Source organism: Cryobacterium tepidiphilum (assembly GCF_003716325.1).
Classification (GTDB): Bacteria; Actinomycetota; Actinomycetes; order Actinomycetales; family Microbacteriaceae; genus Cryobacterium; species Cryobacterium tepidiphilum.
The window spans coordinates 46,175-64,069 of the sequence record NZ_RDSR01000012.1; the positions used below are offsets into that span (position 1 = coordinate 46,175).

The window sequence follows — 17,895 nt, forward strand, 5'->3', positions numbered from 1 at the left end:
TGCACGGGAGTGCACCGGCCCGGCGTGTGCGGGTCAGCTGGTGGGCAGTCCCTCTTTCTGGATCAACGCCTCCAGCTGCTGCTGGATCTTTTTCATCCCCTCCTCCGGCGAGACCTTGCCGGCCGCGATCTGCTGAAGGTCGGGCTCGGTGAAGTTCAGCATCTGGGTCGAGAACGAGAAGCGCAGCGACGTCGGGTCGTCGGGGAGTCCGGCGGCCGTCTCCTTGACAGCGGCGAGCGCCTGTTCCGAACCCTTCGGCAGGTCGCTGGCGCTGTAGGCCTCCTCGCGAACGGGGATGCCTCCCGCCTGGGCGAACAGCGTCTGCGCCTTCGCCGAGGTGATCCAGGTGATGAACTCGAGCGCTGCCTTGGCGCGCGCCTTCGGCAGGCCGCTCGGGATGGCCAGCGACCACAGTCCGGTGGCCGAGGACGACGTGCCTGCGGGGGTCGGCGGGAGCGGTGCGAAGCCAACCTTTCCAGCCACCGAGGAGTCCGACTCGCTCTCGAGTTGCGCGGCCGCGGCGGCGACCATGTAGGTCTGGCCCGCGTCGCCGGCCTGCATGGCCGCGATGGCCTGCGCCTGCCCGATCGTCGTGGTCGCGGCAGGCCCCTGCTTGGCGAGCTCACGGAATCGGGTTGCCGCCAGAACGGCTTCGCTGCTGTCAGCGGTGGGCGTCCAGTCTGTTCCCGGGTCCTTGAACCACGCGCCGCCGGCACCGTTCAGGAGCGACTGGAACTCGAAGGTGGTGCTGTAGGTGCCGGGAACGCCCTGCGTCCGGTACACGCCGCCGTACTTGAGGTCACCGGATTCCTGGATCTTCTTGCCGTTGGCGATCATCTGGTCCCACGTGGTGGGCACCTCGAGGCCGAGCTTCTTGTAGACGTCGGTGCGGTACACGAAGATGTCGACGTTGCCGAGGATCGGGAGGTTGGTGAGCTCCCCTGAGCTGTCGAAGATCTTCTTGTCGGCGTTCCATCGGCCGACGTTGCTGTAGCTGTAGATGCTGTCGTCCGGCTTGTAGCTGGGGTCCACGTCGGTGAACGGCTGGATCCAGCCGTTCTCATTGAACTGGACGAGGTCCTGTTCGTTGATCTGGTAGACGTCGAAGGTGTGGCTCTGGCTCTGGACGTCGTTGACCTCCTGGGTCTTCACGTCAGGGTTCGGGAACGGGCGGAGATTGATCCTGTTGCCCGTCTCCTTCTGGTACTCCTGGATCAGCTTGTCGTATGCCGGGTTCCAGGGCGCCTGGCTGGTCGGAACGGTCAGGGTCACCGCGTCGCCCTTCCCGGACAGCGACCCTCCGCCTCCGCCCCCGGTGCAGGCGGTGAAGCCCAGCAGGGCGACGGATGCGGCGAGAGACGCCGCGGTCGCCCGGAGCACGGTCCTCCGGGGTGCGTGTGCTGCTTTCATCTTTTCCCTATCTCCTTTGATGTGATGGTGCAGGTTGGGTTCGGTGGTGTGCGGGCTCATCCCTTGACGGATCCCGCTGTCAGCCCCGCCACGATGTGGCGGTTGGCGAAGACGGCCAGGAGGATCATGGGAATGGCCGCGATCGTTCCCGCGGCCGCAAGCTGTCCCCATGTCACGGCGTACTGCTGCAGGAAGCCCGCGATCCCGACCGTGATGGGCGCTGTCTCCCCGCCCGAGGTGAGGGTGAGGCCCATGAGGAACTCGTTCCACGCCATGATCCCGACGAAGACGCCCGTCGCGGCGAGGCCGGGACGCACGAGCGGGAGCATGATCAGCCAGAACGTGCGCATCTCGTGGGCACCGTCGACGAGCGCTGCCTCCCGCAGTTCGTTCGGGAGGCTGGAGAAGTAGCTGCTCATGAGCAGAACGGCGAACGGCAGGTTGAAGAGGCTGTTGACCAGCACGAGACCCGGCACGGTGCCAAGGAGCCCCATGGTGTCGAGCAGCACGTAGAGTCCGGGCACGAGTGTCGCCGGTGGGATGAGCGGGATCACACCGGCCAGGGCCAGGGCAGGGAGCCGCACCCAGTTCGGCGGCGCGAGCTTCGCGAGCGAGTATCCGCTGACCGAACCGATGGCGAGGCAGAGGAAGACGGTGCCGACGACGATGCCGACGCTGTTGAGCAGCTGCAAGAAGAGCGTTCCGCCGCTGAAGATGTCCGTGTAGTTGCCCACCCAGAACGGGAACTCCCACTTCGAGCTGACGATGGCGCGGTTGGGCAGGAAGGCCAGGAGCGTTGCCCAGGCGATCGGGGCTGTAACGGCGATGAGAACCGCGACGAGGAGGATCTCGACGATGATGTTCGGCCGACGCGACTTCAACGTGCTGCTCATGAGCGACCTGCCATTCTCGAGCGGGTGAAAAGCGCGAGCAAGAGGATCGCGATGGTGATCGCCACGACGAGGATGCTGAACGCTGCGGCCTCGCCGTAGTTGAGGTCCTGGAAGAACCACAGCTGGATGCGCTGGGACACGAGCGTCGTGGCCCCGTTCGGTCCGCCCGAGGTCAGCAGGTACATCTCGTCGAAGACCTTAACGCCCATCACGACGCGCACCACGGCGACCGCACCGATGGCGGGGGCGAGCAGCGGCAGGGTGACCCGGCGGAGGATCTGGCCCTCACTGGCCCCGTCCATGCGGGCCGCCTCGAGCAGTTCCTCGCTGATCGACTGCAGGGCCGTGTAGATGAACAGGAACACGACGGGCGTCCAGTGCCAGATGTCGAGGGCGATCAGGCTGAGCATCGCACCGTGGCCGGAGTTCAACCAGGTCTGGCCCGGGAGGCCGAGGTTTTCGAGGACCTTGTTCAGGCCACCGGCGGTCGGACTCAGGATCAGGAGCCAGATCAGGCTGACGACGACGGGAGCGATCACCGCCGGCCAGATGAGGACGTTGCGCGCGACGGGAAGCATGAGCACGGCGCGGTTCACCAGGAGCGCGAGGACGAGACCGGTGATGATGCTGCCGAGCATCGTCGCGATGATGAAGACCGCGGTGTTCCCGAGCGCCTCCCAGGCATCCTTGTTGGCGAGGACGGCCTGGAAGTTTCCGATTCCGATCCAGTCGAAGCTGAATCCGGTGGCCCCGAGGTCGACCTTTGAGAGGCCCATCTGGACGACTCGTGCGAAGGGAAGGGCGCCGAGCGCGAGGCAGAACACCACGAACGGCGCCAACGCGATGACGGCGGTCCTGGCCGTGTTCGACCCCGGGCGGCGCCTGGCTCTCGTCGTACCGAGTGCGCCGCTCGACGCGCTCATTGCGGAACCCCGGAACGGGCGCGCGCGCCCGCCGCGCCTTGCAATTGCTGCCACACTGTCACGCTGATTCCCCATCCAAGCATCGTTGATTCGGCTGGTAGATCGATCTAGCGCTAGATCGATCTAGCTGATGCTAACAGCTCGGTTCGTGCGATTCAAGCAGTGGGCGCACACCCGCACGAGGCGCGGACTTCGAGGTGCATCGTCATCGGTTCGATGTCCACGGCCGGGTCGCCCCGCAGCCCGGCGAGGATCCACGAGGCGGCGCTTCCGCCCAGCGCCGCGGGCCCCACCGCCACCGATGTCACCGGTGGTGAGAACACCTCTGACTCGGGCAGCCCGTCGAATCCGATCACGCTGATGAACCGATCGGAACGTGCCGATTCCCGAAGTGCGTGGAGGAGGGCGAAGGCGATCACGTCGCTGTGGCAGACGACCGCATCGAACTCGATCCCCGAATCCAGGAGCTGCGCGGACAACTCCATTCCGCTCCGGATGCTCGTCTCCCCCGGGAACTGCCGAATGAGCTGTGCCCCCGGATGCGCCTTCAGCGTCTGCTCGACGCCGGTCATACGGTCGTACCGGGGCCCCGCCTTCTCGGGACCACCGAGGTAGACCAGTCGCCGGGCGCCGTGCACGACGACGAGATGCTCGGCCGCGAGAGCGCCACCCTGCATGTCGTCGGGAACGAGACTGGGGATGTCGTTCATCGATCTGCGAGTGATCGCGAGCACCGGCAGGCTCATCCCCGCGCTGAGGACGAGCGACTCCTCGCCGCCCACCGCGGGCGTGTAGGCGAATCCGTCCACCGGGTATTCGAGCATTGCGCGCACGAGGCGCTGCTGGCGGGCCGGCTCGTCGAAGGTGTTCGTGACCATGGTCATGAACCCGGCTTCGGACGCGACCTCTTCAAAGCCGAGCGTCATCGCCGAGAAGAAGGGGTTCGAGACATCCGTGAGAAGCAGCCCGAGCAGTCCGCTGCGATTCGTGCGCAGTGTGGCGGCACCGCGATGGTAGACGTATCCGAGCGCCTCCATCGATGCCTGCACGCGCACGCGGGTCTCGGGGCTCAAGCGACCCGTGCCGCGCACGACCATCGACGCAGCCGCCCTGGAGACGCCGGCGTGCTCGGCCACGTCCTGGAGGGTCACTCGCTTCATTCCATGCACGTTATCGCAAGCGCCGTCCCCGGTCGCCACCGGTCCTCCCGTCGGGGAGCACGTTCCCGGTCCGAGCGGCTAGCGTGGTACGCAAATGTCGCACCATGACCAAGCCTCCAGCGCACCACCGGCGGATAGCCGGTCGAACGCACCCGACATGCACCGCAATCGGGAAGACGCGGGGCACCCGCCGTCGTGCTGCGCACCGAGCCGGACTCCCGCTGCGCCGGTGAGCGTCGGCATCGGAGGCCCTCCGGCTGCCGGTGGCGGCAGCCACCGCATCGAGCAGGCCACGCTCACCGGTGGGCGGTTCCTGATGGGCGACTCCACCGGCGACGGCAACCGCGCCGACGGCGAGACGCCGGTGCACGAGGTCGAGGTGGCGCCGTTCTCGATCGACGTGACCAGTGTCACGAACGCCGATTTCGCGCGTTTCGTCGACGCGACGGGGTACGTCACCGAGGCGGAGAGCTTCGCGTTCTCCGCGGTCTTCCACCTCGCGGTGGCGGCGGAGCCGGACGAGATCATGGGCCCGGCGGTGGGGGCGCCCTGGTGGTACGGGGTCCGGGGCGCCGATTGGCGGCATCCGGGCGGATCACGCTCGTCGGTCGATGGCCTGGACGACCACCCCGTGGTGCACGTGAGCTGGAACGACGCCGTAGCCTACTGCGCGTGGGCGGGCCGGCGACTCCCCACCGAAGCGGAGTGGGAGTACGCCTCTCGCGGCGGCCGGGGCGGCGCCCGATACCCGTGGGGCGATGAGCTCATGGCCGGCGACGGCCGATGGCGGGTCAATATCTTCCAGGGCGAGTTCCCCCAGCGCAACACAGCGGATGACGGCTGGCCGACCACCGCGCCCGTGCGTTCGTTCGAGCCCAACGGTTACGGCCTCTGGCAGACGGTTGGCAACGTCTGGGAATGGTGCGCCGACTGGTTCGACGCCGGCTACTACGGTCGATCGCCGCTCGAGTCTCCCGCGGGCCCGATCGACGGAGCTGCCCGGGTCATGCGCGGCGGCTCCTATCTGTGTCACTCGTCGTACTGCAATCGCTACCGCAACGCGGCTCGCTCGTCGAACACGCCGGACTCCTCGATGGGCAACGCCGGCTTCCGGACCGTGGCCCTCTAGACGCTGCGCAATCCCCTGGCGCGCGAGTAGCGTGGCGGCATGGCCGAGACCAGCGCGGGCATCCTGCTCTTCCGGCGAGCGCCCGCGCTCACGGTGCTGCTCGGCCACATGGGCGGCCCGTTCTGGCACGGCAAGGATGCCTCCGCCTGGTCGATCCCGAAGGGAACCTTCATCGCCGAGGACGAAGAGCCCCTCGCCGCCGCCCTGCGCGAGTTCGAGGAGGAGATCGGGCGGCCGGCCCCTGACGTCGCCTACCGCGAACTCGGCGTCTTCCGCTACTCCTCCGGAAAGCTCGTGTGGGTGTTCGCCGGTGAATCCGACTTCGACGCCGGCCGGGTGGACAGCAACACGTTCGAGCTCGAGTGGCCGCCGCGGTCGGGCCGGCGCCAGTCGTTCCCGGAGCTCGACGCGGCCGGCTGGTTTCCCCTCCGGGATGCGCGGCCGCGGCTCGTGAAAGGCCAGCGGGCGGCGCTCGACGCTCTCGCCGAGCTCGTCACCCCGGCGCACCCGGCGCACCCGGCGCACCCGGGCGCATCCGCCTCGTGAGGGGTCAGGTTTACCTAGTGTGAGACGGGGCAACACTAGGTAAACGTGTCCCCTCACGGGGGCGAGACAACGGGGCTGCCCGAGCGCTACCATTGACTGCCCCGTGCGCCGCCGACCGAGCAGCGGGGCCACCACGCCCCGCGGTGCACCGCCGCCGCCCGCCGCCCCGCCACCGGCGTCACCTCTCCACACGTCGTCATCTCCTCAGAAGGATTTTCGTTGGCCCTCCTCACACTGGTGCTCCACCACGCCAGGCCGTACACGCGCTGGATCGTCGCCGTCTTCGTGCTCCAGCTCGTCTCGACCATCGCCGCGCTCTACCTGCCGAGCCTGAACGCGCAGATCATCGACAAGGGCATCTCCACCGGCGACACCGACTTCATCTGGTCGACCGGCATGACCATGCTCACCGTGTGCCTGGTGCAGGTCGTCACGGCGATCGGCGGCATCTACTTCGGCGCCCGCACCGCCATGGCCGTCGGCCGCGACCTGCGCCGCGACGTGTACCGCAAGGTCGACTCCCTGAGCGCCCTCGAGCTCAGCCGGTTCGGCTCCGGCACCCTCATCACGCGCGGCACCAACGACGTGCAGCAGGTGCAGCTGCTGGTGCTGATGACCCTGAATTTCATGGTCTCCACCCCGATCATGTGCATCGGCGGCATCATCATGGCCCTGCGCGAAGACATCGGCCTCTCCTGGCTGGTGTGGGTCTCCGTGCCCGTGCTGCTGGTGATCGTCGGGGTGCTCGTCTCCCTGCTCATGCCGCTCTTCCGCCTGATGCAGGAGCGCATCGACGGCATCAACACCGTGCTCCGCGAACAGATCATCGGCATCCGTGTGGTGCGCGCCTTCGTGCGGGAACCGTTCGAGTCGGAGCGCTACCGCCTGGCCAACGAGAAGATCACCCGCGTGTCGGTGAAGGTCGGCAACCTGTTCGTGCTCATGTTTCCCGCGATCATGATGGTGATGCACCTCGCCACCGCCGCCGTGCTCTGGTTCGGCGGGCACCGCGTGGCCGACGGCGAGATGGAGATCGGCTCGCTCACCGCGTTCCTGCAATACCTCCTGCAGATCCTCGTGGCGCTGATGATGGGCGTCTTCATGACGATGATGATCCCGCGCGCCGTCGTCTGCGCCGAGCGCATCCGCGAAGTGCTCACCACCGACTCCAGCCAGGCGCTCGTCGCCGACGAGAAGCTGCCCACCCCCACCCGCGGCCGAGTGCGCTTCGAGAACGTCACCTTCGGCTACCCCGGCGCCGAGCGCCCCGTGCTCGACAACGTCAGCTTCACGGCCGAGCCCGGCCAGACCACCGCCATCGTCGGCTCCACCGGCTCCGGCAAGACCTCGCTGCTGAACCTCGTGCCGCGCCTCTACGATGCCGGGGCGGGCACGGTGTCGATCGACGGCGCATCCGTCACCGACCTCACCCGCGGCCAGATCTCGCGCGTCGTCGGCCTCGTTCCGCAGAAGCCCTACCTGTTCTCGGGCACCGTCGGCTCCAACCTGCGCTTCGGGCGAGCGGATGCGACGGAGCACGAGCTCTGGAACGCCCTCCGCATCGCGCAGGGCGACGATTTCGTGCGCGACATGAAGCGCGGCCTCGACGAGCCCATCGCCCAGGGCGGCACCAACGTCTCCGGCGGCCAGCGGCAGCGCCTCTGCATCGCCCGCGCGCTCCTCGCGACCCCCCGCGTCTACCTGTTCGATGACTCGTTCTCGGCTCTTGACGTGACAACGGATGCCCGGCTCCGCGCCGCCCTCGCCGGCGCCACCCATGACGCGACGGTCATCATCGTCGCGCAGCGCATCTCGACGGTGACGAACGCCGACCAGATCCTCGTGCTCGACAACGGTCGCATCGTGGGCCGCGGCACCCACGAGGAGCTCCTCGAGTCGAGTGAGACCTACCAGGAGATCGTGCGATCCCAGCTGAGTGTGGAGGCGGTGGCATGACCATCCGGAAGAAGAACACGGCCCGCGTCGGCGGCAAGGCGGCCAGCGAGATCCGCGCCGAAGAAGCCGTCGCCGAGCACACCGCCGCGGCCGTCGCCGCCGGTGAGGCGCAGACCGAGGCCGCTGTCGGCACTGTGCTCGTGACCGACACCCCGGCCGAGGAGGAGTTCGTCCCCGGCCAGTCCGACGGCGACATGTTCGGCGGCACGCCCGCCCGCAAGGCCGCGCACTTCTGGCCGTCGGCGAAGCGCCTGATCGGCCTGCTGCGCCCCGAGCGCGCCCGCATGACGATCGTCGTCGCCCTGGTCGTGGTCTCGGTGGTGCTCATGGTGCTGGCGCCGAAGATCCTCGGCCAGGCGATGGACACCATCTTCAACGGGATACTCGGCTCGCAACTGCCCGCCGGCGCCACCCTCGACCAGGTCGTCGCCGGCCTCCGCGCCGAGGGCAACACCCAGTTCGCCGACATGCTCGAGGGGACCAACGTGGTGCCGGGCCAGGGCATCGACTTCACCGTGCTGGGGCGGCTGATCCTGGTGGTCCTCGCCATGTACACCGTCGCATCCGTTCTCGCCTGGGCCCAGGGCTACATACTCAACGGCCTGGTAATGCGCGTCGTGTACCAGCTGCGCCAGGACATCGAGGTGAAGATCAACAAGCTCCCCTTGAGCTACTTCGACTCCCGGCAGCGCGGTGATCTGATGTCGCGCGTCACCAACGACGTCGACAACATCCAGAGCGCGCTGCAGCAGGCGTTCTCGCAGCTCGTGCAGTCGGTGCTCACGGTGCTCGGCATCGCTGTAATGATGTTCATCGTGTCGTGGCAGCTGGCGCTCATCGCGCTCATCGCCCTGCCGTTGTCGTTCGGCATCGCCGCGGTGATCGGGGTGCGGTCGCAGAAGCTGTTCTCGGCGCAGTGGAAGAACACCGGGGCGCTCAACGGCCACATCGAAGAGACCTTCTCGGGCCAGGAGATCGTGCGCGTGTTCGGCCGCGACCGGGAGATGCTCGAGGAGTTCGACAAGCGCAACGAGGGCCTGTTCGCCGCGTCGTTCGGCGCCCAGTTCGTCTCGGGCATGATCATGCCCGCCATGACGTTCGTCTCCTACCTCTCCTACGTGCTGATCGCCGTGGTCGGCGCCCTGCGCGTGGCGTCGGGGCAGATGACCCTCGGCGACACGACCGCGTTCATCCAGTACTCGCGCGAGTTCACCCAGCCGCTGTCGCAGATGGCCGGCATGGCGAACATGCTGCAGTCCGGCGTCGCGTCCGCGGAGCGCACCTTCGAACTGCTCGACGCCGACGAGCAGGACCCGGAGACCGCGACCGAGCACCTGCCCGAGCGCTCCACCGGCCACGTCGCCTTCGACAACGTGTCGTTCTCGTACAGCGCGGAGCATCCGCTGATCGAAGACCTCTCGTTCTCGGCCGAGCCCGGCCACACGGTCGCGATCGTCGGGCCCACGGGCGCCGGCAAGACCACCCTGGTGAACCTCGTGATGCGCTTCTACGAGCTCACCGGCGGACGCATCCTCCTCGACGGCGTCGACATCACCGCGCTCAGCCGCGGCGAGCTGCGCTCACAGGTGGGCATGGTGCTGCAGGACGCCTGGCTGTTCGGTGGCAGCATCCGCGACAACATCCGTTATGGGCGTCTCGACGCAACGGATGACGAGGTGGTCGCCGCCGCGAAGGCCACCATGGTCGACCGCTTCGTGCGGCAGTTGCCCGACGGGTACGACACCGTGATCGACGAGGACGCCGGCAACGTGTCGGCCGGCGAGCGCCAGCTGATCACGATCGCCCGGGCGTTCATCGCGAACCCGTCGCTGCTGATCCTCGACGAGGCCACCTCGTCGGTCGACACCCGCACCGAGCTGCTCGTGCAGCACGCCATGGCCGCGCTCCGGCAGGACCGCACCTCGTTCGTGATCGCGCACCGGCTCTCGACGATCCGCGACGCGCACACCATCCTCGTGATGGAGGCCGGCCGCATCGTGGAGCAGGGCAACCACGAGACGCTGCTGGAGCAGCGCGGCGCGTACTACAACCTGTACATGTCGCAGTTCATGGGCGGCGAGGCGGAGTCCGACGAGGCGGGCGAGCCTGCCGCGGATGTGTCGACCCCGGTCTGACCGGCACACCATCGCGCGAGGCTCTTGCATCCGTTTTTCGACGGTGTTAGAAAAGTTCTGAGGTCGTTGTCCCCAGATAGTTGTCGTGGAGTTCCAGCGATGATGATCACAGAATCCGATACGGCTCGGTTCCTTGCGGGCTGCGTGCCGTCCGACCCGGCGTTCGCTGAAGCGGAGTTGGACGACGACTTCGTGCGCGCGGAGTTCGATGCGATCATTGCGGCTGCGTGGCCGCCCCGGCAGTCGATCGCGGCACCACCGACGTGCCCGGTCGCTCCGATTCCGGCGGCGCCCTTCACCGGCTTCGCCGTGCCCTGCTGGGTTCCGACCCGCTCCGGTGCGTTCGGGCAACGACCCGACATCGGGCGACGGGTGCGGTCTCCGCCGACCGCGGGCATACAGTATTCTTTCTATGCCGCGGCCTCGCCTGGCGATTCTGTCGCGGGGCTGCGGCATCTTTCTGCCCGCTTAGACTTGGCGGATGAGGGCGGCAGGCACGGCACTGGTTCTGGCGGGCGTGCTCGCCCTGACCGGCTGCACATCGAGCAGCACGGTGATCCGCGACGAGACGCCCAGCGCCACGGCCGCCCCTCGGCCGGCCGGGCCCTCCCCCGCGCCGAGCCCCACGGCCAGCCCGGTTCCCGGTGTCCTTCCGGTGGCGCCGTCCGCGTTCACCGAGACCGCCCTCGCCGCCGAATCGAAGCGCACGGCCGACGCCGTCCAGGCGCTCATCGACCCGGGCGCCATCGTGAACGTCGACGACCACTCCCAGCTCGTGACGAAGAACGACGGCACCGGCCACTACTACGGCATCCTGCGCACGATCACGCTGGTGCCGGCAACGGATGCGACGCACCTGGCCCAGTCGATGGCCGCAACCCTGCTCGCCTCGGGCTGGCTGAGCCGCGACAGCTCGGACAAAGGCGAGGTCTACCTCACCGGCCTCGCCAGCGCGACGGATGACGCGTCGTCGTGGTTCCTCGTCATCGGCGGCGACGACACGACCCAGGGACAGTCCGCGCTGTCCATCCAGATGGCCAGCCCCGACATCCGCCCCTGACGTTTTCTGGCGCACCGCCGCCGCCATCCGCTGAGGGGTCAATCTGCTCTTCCCACCGCCCGGAAGGTCGATACGCGACCCCTCACGCCCGGGGAAGGCGCCTAAAGCCAGTCGCGCTTGCGGAACGCGACGTACAGCCCGAGGCCGAGCAGCACGATCAGCCCGGTCGAGACCAGGAATCCCCACTCGGTGTTGAAGCCCGGGTAGGGCAGATTCTGCCCGTAGAAGCCGGTGATGGCGGTGGGCACGGCGATGATGGCCGCCCAGCTGGTGACCTTCTTCATGATCAGGTTCATCCGGTTGCCCTGCAGGCTCAGGTTCGTCTCCAGGATCGTCGCCACCAGTTCCCGCAGCGACTCGGTCGTCTCGGTCGCACGCACGACGTGGTCGTACACGTCCTGCAGGTACGGTTCCATGCCGTTGGCCACGACGCCGAGGTCCCGGCGCAGCAGCGTGTTCAGCACCTCCCGCATGGGCACCACTACCCGCCGCAGCGTCAAGAGCGACTTGCGCAGCTCGAAGGAGCGCCGCTGCACCTCCGCCGTGCGCGGCCGCTCGTCGAACAGCAGGTCCTCGAGGCTGTCGATCGCGTCGTCGAGCTGCTCCACCGCGTCGAAATGACCGTCGACGATCATGTCGAGCAGGCCCCAGACCAGAAAGCCGATGCCGTGGCCGGCCAGGTCGGCCGCGCTGTCCCAGCGCTCGACGAGCGCATCCGTATCGAAGTGCTCGGAGTGGATGGTGACCAACGCCTGGGGCGTGATGAACGCGCTGACCTGGCTCGACGTCATCCGCCCCGACGTCTCGTCGAGGGTCACCGTGTACGTCGCCAGGAACAGGTGGCTGCTGTAGCGGTCGAGCTTCGCGCGTTGCGCCGGGTGCATGGCGTCTTCGACGGCCAGCGGATGCAGCCCCAGCTCCTCCTCGAGCACCCGCAACTCGTCGACGGAGGGGCTGTCGAAGTCCACCCACACCAGCGCGGCCTTGTCGGCGAGCAGCTCGGCGACCTCCGTTACCGGAAAATTCTCGCGAACGAGCGCCCCACTCTGATACATCCGGGTGCGGACCATGGGCCAATGCTACTGACCCGCGGGCTCCTCGCCGGGCTGCGCCGCGTCGTCGAGGAACACACGCTTGTATTTGCGGCCGTCGGGCAGCTGCACGGTTTCGGCGCGAAGTTTGCCGCGGCTCACCTGCAGGTACACGGCCTGCGCACTCACACCGAGCTTCTCGGCGGCCTCGGCCACCGAGTGCCCCGGCAGGTCGGTGGGGCGGCTGCTCGGCCGCGCCGACCGCTTGCGGCCGGCCTCCAGCCGGGCGATGATCTCGGCATCGGTGCCCTGCCAGCGCCACTTCGCCGCCGCCGGCTTGATGCCTGCCGCCTCCGCGACGGCGTCCCAGCTCTCCCCCGCGGCGGTCGCGTCACGCACCGCCTGCAGCGTCGCCGGGTCTCGTTCGAGCTCGGCGATCAGCGAACGGATGCCGCGCACCCGCTCCAGCGGATCGGCCGCCGGCTGCGCCGTGTCGAGCTCGGCGAGCCGGTCGAGGGCCGCCCGCGCGGGCTCGGAGAGGAACGGGGTCATGGTGCTGCCCATGCTAGCGGTCGGTCGTGGTTCGCCTCGCCCGGCCGCGAGTGCGGTCTACCTGCCGCCTCGCGCGCTCGCGGGCGGCAGAAAGCCCGCACGGGCGCTGGGGCGCAGCACCCGCGTGACGTTATCGGGCCGGCGTCAGCGGATGAGGGAAACGCCCGGCCGTTCCTTCCACTGCACGTCTGCCGTCCACACCGGCACGTCCAAGCGATCGCCTAAGGCCAGGCAGAGGCGGTCGGCGAGCGAGAGACCCTCACCCGCGCGCCACATCGCTGCAGCGCGTTCGGCGTCATCAGCGGTGACGGGTTCCACAGCAAGGCTGTAACTGAACAGGAGTGAGCGGGCGAGTTGCCAATCCGCGCCCGTGGCCTGGACTTTCTGCGCAACCTCGGCCCAGTTTGCGGCACCGCAGGTTGCGCCGTCGAGAAGCAGCTGCCTAACCCGCTCGTGGCCGGCCTCTCCTTGCAGGTAAGCCAAGAGCGCGGAGTCGTCCAGCACGTTCACGCGCTGTCCTCCCGTCTTGAGGCGGCCCTCCGCTCCGCGAGCAGGTCGGCAACGAGGTCCGTCCCGGCGAGCTGCTCTCGGACGAGCTGCTCGAGTTCGCTACGCGCGGCGAGTATCACCCCCCGCTCGGTCTCTATTGCGACAAGCGCAGTCCCCTCCGCCCAGTTGCGTCGCTCGCGTATTGCTGCGGGCAAGACGATCCGGCCCTTGTTTCCCACCCGGATCGGTTCTGTGCCACTCATGGCGACACTGTACCACCCTCGTGCTCCGAGACGCAGGCCCTGCGTCAACCCTCAAGCGCCGGTCGCCCATTCCGGGCCGTCAGAGCCCCACGGATGACTCGGCGCAGGCCAGTCGGTCGGCCCGCCCTCGTAAGCGAGCGCCGGCAGCGCGTACGTGATTTCGCCGCTCGGAGCGCGCACGGTCACGGTCGTCGGCTCTGCCGGAGGCATCGGCGCGACAGCCTCGGGTTCCCGGGGCAGCGCCAGCAGCTCCTGCGCGAGCCGGGCGAGGCTCACCTCGACCAGTCGGCTTCCGCCCTCGTGGCGCATCCGCCGCAACGAACTGAGGACGCCGGCCGCAAGGAGATACCCGCCCGTGTGGTCGAGCGCCTGCACGGGGAGCGCTCCCGGCCGGTGTCCGTCCGGGGACTCGAGCCAGCCGATCCCCGACGCCGCCTGCACGATACTGTCGAATCCTCGCCGGCCGCCCCACGGGCCCGTGCCGCCCCAAGCGCTGATTCGTCCCACCACGATCCCCGGATGCCGCTCCGCCAGCTCCTCGGACGACAGCCCGAACGCTGCAAGCGCGTCGGGACGATACCCGGTGACCACCACATCCGCCTGCGACAGGAGTCCGTCGAAGGTGCGCCGGTCGGCGGCCTGCCGCAGGTCCAACAGCGTCGAGCGCTTGCCCGCGCCGGTGTCGAGGTGCTGCCAGCCCACCTCCGGAAGTGCGGGCGAGTCGACGCGCAGCACGTCGGCGCCGAGCAGCGCGAGCGTTCGCGTCGCGACCGGCCCGGCGATCACCCGGGTCAGATCCAGCACACGGATGCCGGCCACCGGCGCCGCCGGATTGCTCGCGGTGGGGCGCTTGGGGGCTTCGGCATCGCAGAGGAGGCGCATGGTGATGAGCGGGAGCCCGCGCACCGCCTCGGCCTGCGGGTGCGCCGCCCACTCCTCCGTCGTGCGCACGGCGACGGCTATCGCGCCCACGGCCCCGGCCTGCTGCTCCACCTGCAGCGGGTCGAGGGAGGCGAGCCGATCTTCGAAAGCCGCCGTGTCGGCATCCGTCGGCAGGCCCAGCATCTCGAGCAGCCGCCCCCGGTGATGCGGGTAGTTGGCGTGGGTGCGCACCCAGCCGTCGCCGCAGCGCCAGAATCCGGAGAACTCGGCCCAGACGCCGGGCGGCTCCTTGCCGTCGAGCCGGAAGTGCCGGTCACTGGTGAGGGCGGTTCGGATGCGGTCGGGGCCGAGCGCCACATGTGGAACGCCCGCCGGTTCGTCGCCAGCCTCTGCCGCGAGAAGCGCCGCGGCAAGAGAGGCCGCCGCTACCGCGCCCCTGGTGAGCGAGTCGACCGGGAGGTGCGACTGCAGACCGGGCTCGCCGCCGGGCGCGACGAGGGCAAGGTGCCCCTCGTTTTCGCCGAGCGCGACCCACATGCGCTGAAGAGCGGCGTGAGACGTCGTCGACGTTGCCGCTGGGCGAGCTTCGTTGTCCACAGCTCAATTGTCACCGGAGAAGCGCGGCCAGGCCAGCGTCGCGCACCCGGCCGCTCCCCCGCTAGGCTCGCACCCGCACCCGCTCAGCGACGAAAGGCAGCCATGGCGTTACGCGTTCCCCCGACCGGCGGCGAGAAGGAGAGCCTGCAGGCCAGCCTGGACCGGCACCGGGAGGCGGTGCTGTGGAAGCTATCGGGCCTCGGCGACGAGCAACTCCGCCGCCCGATGACGCCGACGGGCACGACTCTCCTCGGCCTCGCGAAACACCTGGCGGCGGTGGAGTACGGCTGGTTCTGCGAGACCTTCGGCCGTGAGACGGAGCCGCTCCCGTTCGACGCCGATGACGAGAACGCCGACCTGCACGTGACATCCGCTGAGTCGACGGATGACGTGCTCGCCTTCTACGCGCGGGCGCGCGCCGCCTCTGACCAGGTCATCGCCGAGCTCGACCTCGACGACACCGGCACCGCCTGGTACGGCGGCGCGGTGTCGCTTCGATGGGTGCTCATCCACATGATCGAGGAGACCGCAAGGCACGCCGGGCACATCGACATCGTGCGGGAGCTGATCGACGGCATGGTCGGCGACCACCCCAACGACTGACGCGGGTAGCGCCCGGCCCATGAGGGGCCAAGAAAGATCAGTTACGCGAGCCGACGACTAGGTTTTTTTGACCCCTCACCGGCGGCAATAGCGCCGTCAGGTCAGGTGCGCGAAAACCACGACGTCGTCGACGTACTGGTGCTTGTCCGGGTCCCAGTCGCCGCCGCAGGTGATGAGCCGCAGCTCGGCGCGATCGGTGTTGCCGTACACCTCGAGCTCCGGGAAGCCGTCTTTGGGAAAGCTCTCGACGCGATCCACGGTGAATTTCGCGGTCGAGCCATCAGCGCGGCTCACGGAGACCGTGTCACCGGGGCGCACGTCGCCGAGGCGGTAGAACACGACCGGTCCGGCCTTGTAGGTGTCGACGTGACCGAGGATGATCGAGGGGCCGATCTCGCCCGGGGTGGGTGAGCCGCGGTACCAGCCGGCCGGTGAGTCCTTCTCGAACGGCGGCACCTCGAGGGTGCCGTCATCGTTCAGCCCGAGTTCCATCAGGTCGGAGTCGACATCGATGGCGGGGATCTGGATGCGGGTCGGCTTGGACGCGTCCATCACGGGGCCGGTGGTCTGAGCGGGCTTCGGCGTGGCCGGGCGCGCGCTTGCCGTAGGCGCCGCAGTGGGCGCCGGGGTCGGGGAGGCCGGTATCCCGGTATCCGCGGTGGCCAGGGGTGTGGCGGCGGATGCGGGCGGCCGGGGCGGGGGCATCTGCCCCCAGTAAGCGAAGCCGACGGAGGCGGCACCGCCGAGCACCAGAAGAACCGCCGCCAGGGTCAGCAAACGGCTCGGACGGCGGTTCTTCTGGTTGTTACTCATTGGTTCAGCGACTCTCCGTGTTACTTGCTGTTGCTGACGGCGAGGCTACGACGACGAGCCACAACGATGCCACCAGCGGTCAGGAACAGTCCGCCACCGAGGGCGAGCAGGCCCATGTCAGGACCGTTGGACGTGCTGCCACCACCGGTGAGCGGCGCGCCGTTCGGCATGTCCATCTGCGACGCGGTCAGCGTGCCACAGAGGGCCGGGGCGGTCGCGGCGAGCGGCAGCTCGGGAACCAGGTTGCTCTTGGCGTCCTGGGCTTCCTTGCTCAGCGTTGCCGGGTCGAGACCGTGAACCACGACGGACGCGGTGCCTGCCTTGAGCGACGCAGCCGTGTCGGCGTTCAGCGTGAAGGTGCGGTCGTAGGTGTAGCTGCCACCCATCTGTGCGACCTTCAGGTCGGTGCCGGCTGCGGGGCTGGTGTCGCCGCTCGAGGAGAGCGTCGTGCCGATCATGCCGTAGGACGGGTGTCCTTCGACGGTGTCGACGATGCCGTCGCCGTTCTTGTCAGCGTCGGGCGTCGGGCAGGTGCCCTGCTCACCGATGTGGATGTGCTGCACGTGCGGGTACGGGCCGTCGTTGAACGTCTCGGCGAGGCCGCTGACCTCCATGTGCACGTGGGCTTCGTCGCCGGTCAGGGTGACCATCGCGGTTCCGGATGCGTTGCTCCCGTTGAGCGCACCGAGCTCGGTCTGGTAGGTGGTGCTGTCGCCGTCGGCGGCGAAAGCCGGTGCTGCCGCAAAGGCGCTCATGCCCAGTGCCACGGCGGGAACCAGCAGGAGTGTTGCTTTCTTGTTCATCAGACGTTCCTCCTTGAATTGTGAGTCCAGATCTCAGACTCCGTGGCTTTGGTTCGGAACCGTAGGCCCGATCGGATTGGTCGATGTCGAAAAAAGTTCTCAATCAGATGCCGCGGCGCGAGTTCCACATGAGTCGACGCCGCCTTACGCGGCCTCCGCAGGCCTCGTGTCAGGCGGCGTGCGGAGCACCAGTTCGTCCAGGCGCCGGCCCACAACCGCGCCGACCGGCAAGGCGTCAGCAAGCGCGATGAGCTCCTCGATCACGCGCGATACGGGGCGTCTGCGGCAGCACACGCACCAGCCCATCGCGTCGAAGCAGGACCGCAGCGCCGCCGCGTAACTGCCCGGGGTGAGCCAGGAGATGTCGCGCACTTTCGCGGTCGTCGTTTCGCCATGCGAGTTCATCCCCTTGAACGAGCGCCCGCACGGGCAGAACCCCAGGGGGTTTCGCACGCTGTTCGGGCAGGGATCGATCATCCACACCAGCTCGCCCTCGATGCACTCGGTGCCGTCACCGCGTTGCGTTCCCTGGGTCTCGGCCGTGGCCACCAGCGCCTTCATCGTCTTCTCCATGTTCTCGGCACGAGCGTCAGTGAGTAGATGTGATGACGGTAGCGCTCACCACCGACATCGGCCCGCGGCATCCGTTT

18 protein-coding genes are annotated in these 17,895 nt (G+C 68.5%); 6 read left to right on the forward strand and 12 right to left on the reverse strand.

Going from position 1 to position 17,895, the window contains the following annotated elements; translation table 11 throughout:
• Positions 1-33: 33 nt before the first annotated feature.
• From EEJ31_RS08615 to EEJ31_RS08630, 4 genes are all read right to left on the reverse strand, one after another.
• Positions 34-1,410 carry an extracellular solute-binding protein gene (locus EEJ31_RS08615; protein WP_158603931.1) on the reverse strand — a complete coding sequence of 459 codons (1,377 nt, stop codon included), beginning with the start codon at positions 1,408-1,410 and terminating at the stop codon, positions 34-36.
• Between the two features lie 56 nt (positions 1,411-1,466).
• On the reverse strand, positions 1,467-2,303 hold the full coding sequence (locus EEJ31_RS08620; protein WP_123045900.1) for a carbohydrate ABC transporter permease: 837 nt from the start codon (positions 2,301-2,303) through the stop codon (positions 1,467-1,469).
• Entirely contained in the window at positions 2,300-3,226 is a 927-nt protein-coding gene (locus EEJ31_RS08625; RefSeq protein WP_158603932.1) for a carbohydrate ABC transporter permease, read from the reverse strand. The genes EEJ31_RS08620 and EEJ31_RS08625 overlap by 4 nt, the downstream gene beginning before the upstream one ends.
• A gap of 155 nt (positions 3,227-3,381) precedes the next feature.
• The gene (locus tag EEJ31_RS08630; RefSeq protein WP_123045902.1) at positions 3,382-4,386 is read right to left on the reverse strand and encodes a LacI family DNA-binding transcriptional regulator; all 1,005 of its coding nucleotides are present in this window, start codon (positions 4,384-4,386) and stop codon (positions 3,382-3,384) included.
• Between the two features lie 157 nt (positions 4,387-4,543).
• Here EEJ31_RS08630 and EEJ31_RS08635 point away from each other — a divergent pair, with 157 nt between their 5' ends.
• From EEJ31_RS08635 to EEJ31_RS08655, 5 genes are all read left to right on the forward strand, one after another.
• Positions 4,544-5,515: a formylglycine-generating enzyme family protein gene (locus EEJ31_RS08635; protein WP_123045903.1), complete on the forward strand. Its 972-nt coding sequence runs from the start codon at positions 4,544-4,546 to the stop codon at positions 5,513-5,515.
• A gap of 39 nt (positions 5,516-5,554) precedes the next feature.
• Positions 5,555-6,061 carry an NUDIX domain-containing protein gene (locus tag EEJ31_RS08640; RefSeq protein ID WP_123045904.1) on the forward strand — a complete coding sequence of 169 codons (507 nt, stop codon included), beginning with the start codon at positions 5,555-5,557 and terminating at the stop codon, positions 6,059-6,061.
• Positions 6,062-6,280: 219 nt separating this feature from the next.
• Entirely contained in the window at positions 6,281-8,017 is a 1,737-nt protein-coding gene (locus EEJ31_RS08645; protein ID WP_123045905.1) for an ABC transporter ATP-binding protein, read from the forward strand.
• Complete coding sequence (locus EEJ31_RS08650; RefSeq protein ID WP_123045906.1) at positions 8,014-10,152, forward strand: ABC transporter ATP-binding protein; 2,139 nt, start codon at positions 8,014-8,016, stop codon at positions 10,150-10,152. Before EEJ31_RS08645 ends, EEJ31_RS08650 begins: the two co-directional genes overlap by 4 nt.
• A 481-nt stretch (positions 10,153-10,633) precedes the next feature.
• A complete protein-coding gene (locus EEJ31_RS08655) occupies positions 10,634-11,212 on the forward strand; it encodes a hypothetical protein (protein WP_123045907.1) in 579 nt (192 codons plus the stop codon).
• 101 nt (positions 11,213-11,313) lie between these two features.
• Here EEJ31_RS08655 and EEJ31_RS08660 read toward each other — a convergent pair whose 3' ends face one another.
• The 5 genes from EEJ31_RS08660 to EEJ31_RS08680 all read right to left on the reverse strand — a co-directional run bounded on the left by EEJ31_RS08660 (position 11,314) and on the right by EEJ31_RS08680 (position 15,026).
• Entirely contained in the window at positions 11,314-12,282 is a 969-nt protein-coding gene (locus tag EEJ31_RS08660; RefSeq protein WP_123045908.1) for a magnesium transporter CorA family protein, read from the reverse strand.
• Positions 12,283-12,291: 9 nt separating this feature from the next.
• Positions 12,292-12,807 (reverse strand): hypothetical protein, encoded by a 516-nt coding sequence (locus EEJ31_RS08665; RefSeq protein ID WP_123045909.1) that lies wholly within the window; start codon positions 12,805-12,807, stop codon positions 12,292-12,294.
• A 132-nt stretch (positions 12,808-12,939) separates the two neighbouring features.
• Positions 12,940-13,305 carry a type II toxin-antitoxin system VapC family toxin gene (locus EEJ31_RS08670; RefSeq protein WP_123045910.1) on the reverse strand — a complete coding sequence of 122 codons (366 nt, stop codon included), beginning with the start codon at positions 13,303-13,305 and terminating at the stop codon, positions 12,940-12,942.
• Positions 13,302-13,547 (reverse strand): AbrB/MazE/SpoVT family DNA-binding domain-containing protein, encoded by a 246-nt coding sequence (locus EEJ31_RS08675; protein ID WP_123045911.1) that lies wholly within the window; start codon positions 13,545-13,547, stop codon positions 13,302-13,304. Before EEJ31_RS08675 ends, EEJ31_RS08670 begins: the two co-directional genes overlap by 4 nt.
• A 51-nt stretch (positions 13,548-13,598) precedes the next feature.
• Complete coding sequence (locus EEJ31_RS08680) at positions 13,599-15,026, reverse strand: CoA transferase (RefSeq protein WP_233563811.1); 1,428 nt, start codon at positions 15,024-15,026, stop codon at positions 13,599-13,601.
• Between the two features lie 102 nt (positions 15,027-15,128).
• Here EEJ31_RS08680 and EEJ31_RS08685 point away from each other — a divergent pair, with 102 nt between their 5' ends.
• The gene (locus EEJ31_RS08685) at positions 15,129-15,629 is read left to right on the forward strand and encodes a DinB family protein (RefSeq protein WP_123045913.1); all 501 of its coding nucleotides are present in this window, start codon (positions 15,129-15,131) and stop codon (positions 15,627-15,629) included.
• 96 nt (positions 15,630-15,725) lie between these two features.
• Here the strand turns inward: EEJ31_RS08685 and EEJ31_RS08690 are convergent, their stop codons facing one another.
• The 3 genes from EEJ31_RS08690 to EEJ31_RS08700 all read right to left on the reverse strand — a co-directional run bounded on the left by EEJ31_RS08690 (position 15,726) and on the right by EEJ31_RS08700 (position 17,818).
• A complete protein-coding gene (locus EEJ31_RS08690) occupies positions 15,726-16,442 on the reverse strand; it encodes a class F sortase (RefSeq protein ID WP_123045914.1) in 717 nt (238 codons plus the stop codon).
• Between the two features lie 20 nt (positions 16,443-16,462).
• Positions 16,463-17,245, reverse strand: a complete 783-nt coding sequence (locus EEJ31_RS08695) for a hypothetical protein (RefSeq protein WP_123045915.1) — start codon at positions 17,243-17,245, stop codon at positions 16,463-16,465.
• A 144-nt stretch (positions 17,246-17,389) separates the two neighbouring features.
• Positions 17,390-17,818 carry a DUF7715 family protein gene (locus EEJ31_RS08700; protein ID WP_148040152.1) on the reverse strand — a complete coding sequence of 143 codons (429 nt, stop codon included), beginning with the start codon at positions 17,816-17,818 and terminating at the stop codon, positions 17,390-17,392.
• Positions 17,819-17,895: the final 77 nt, after the last annotated feature.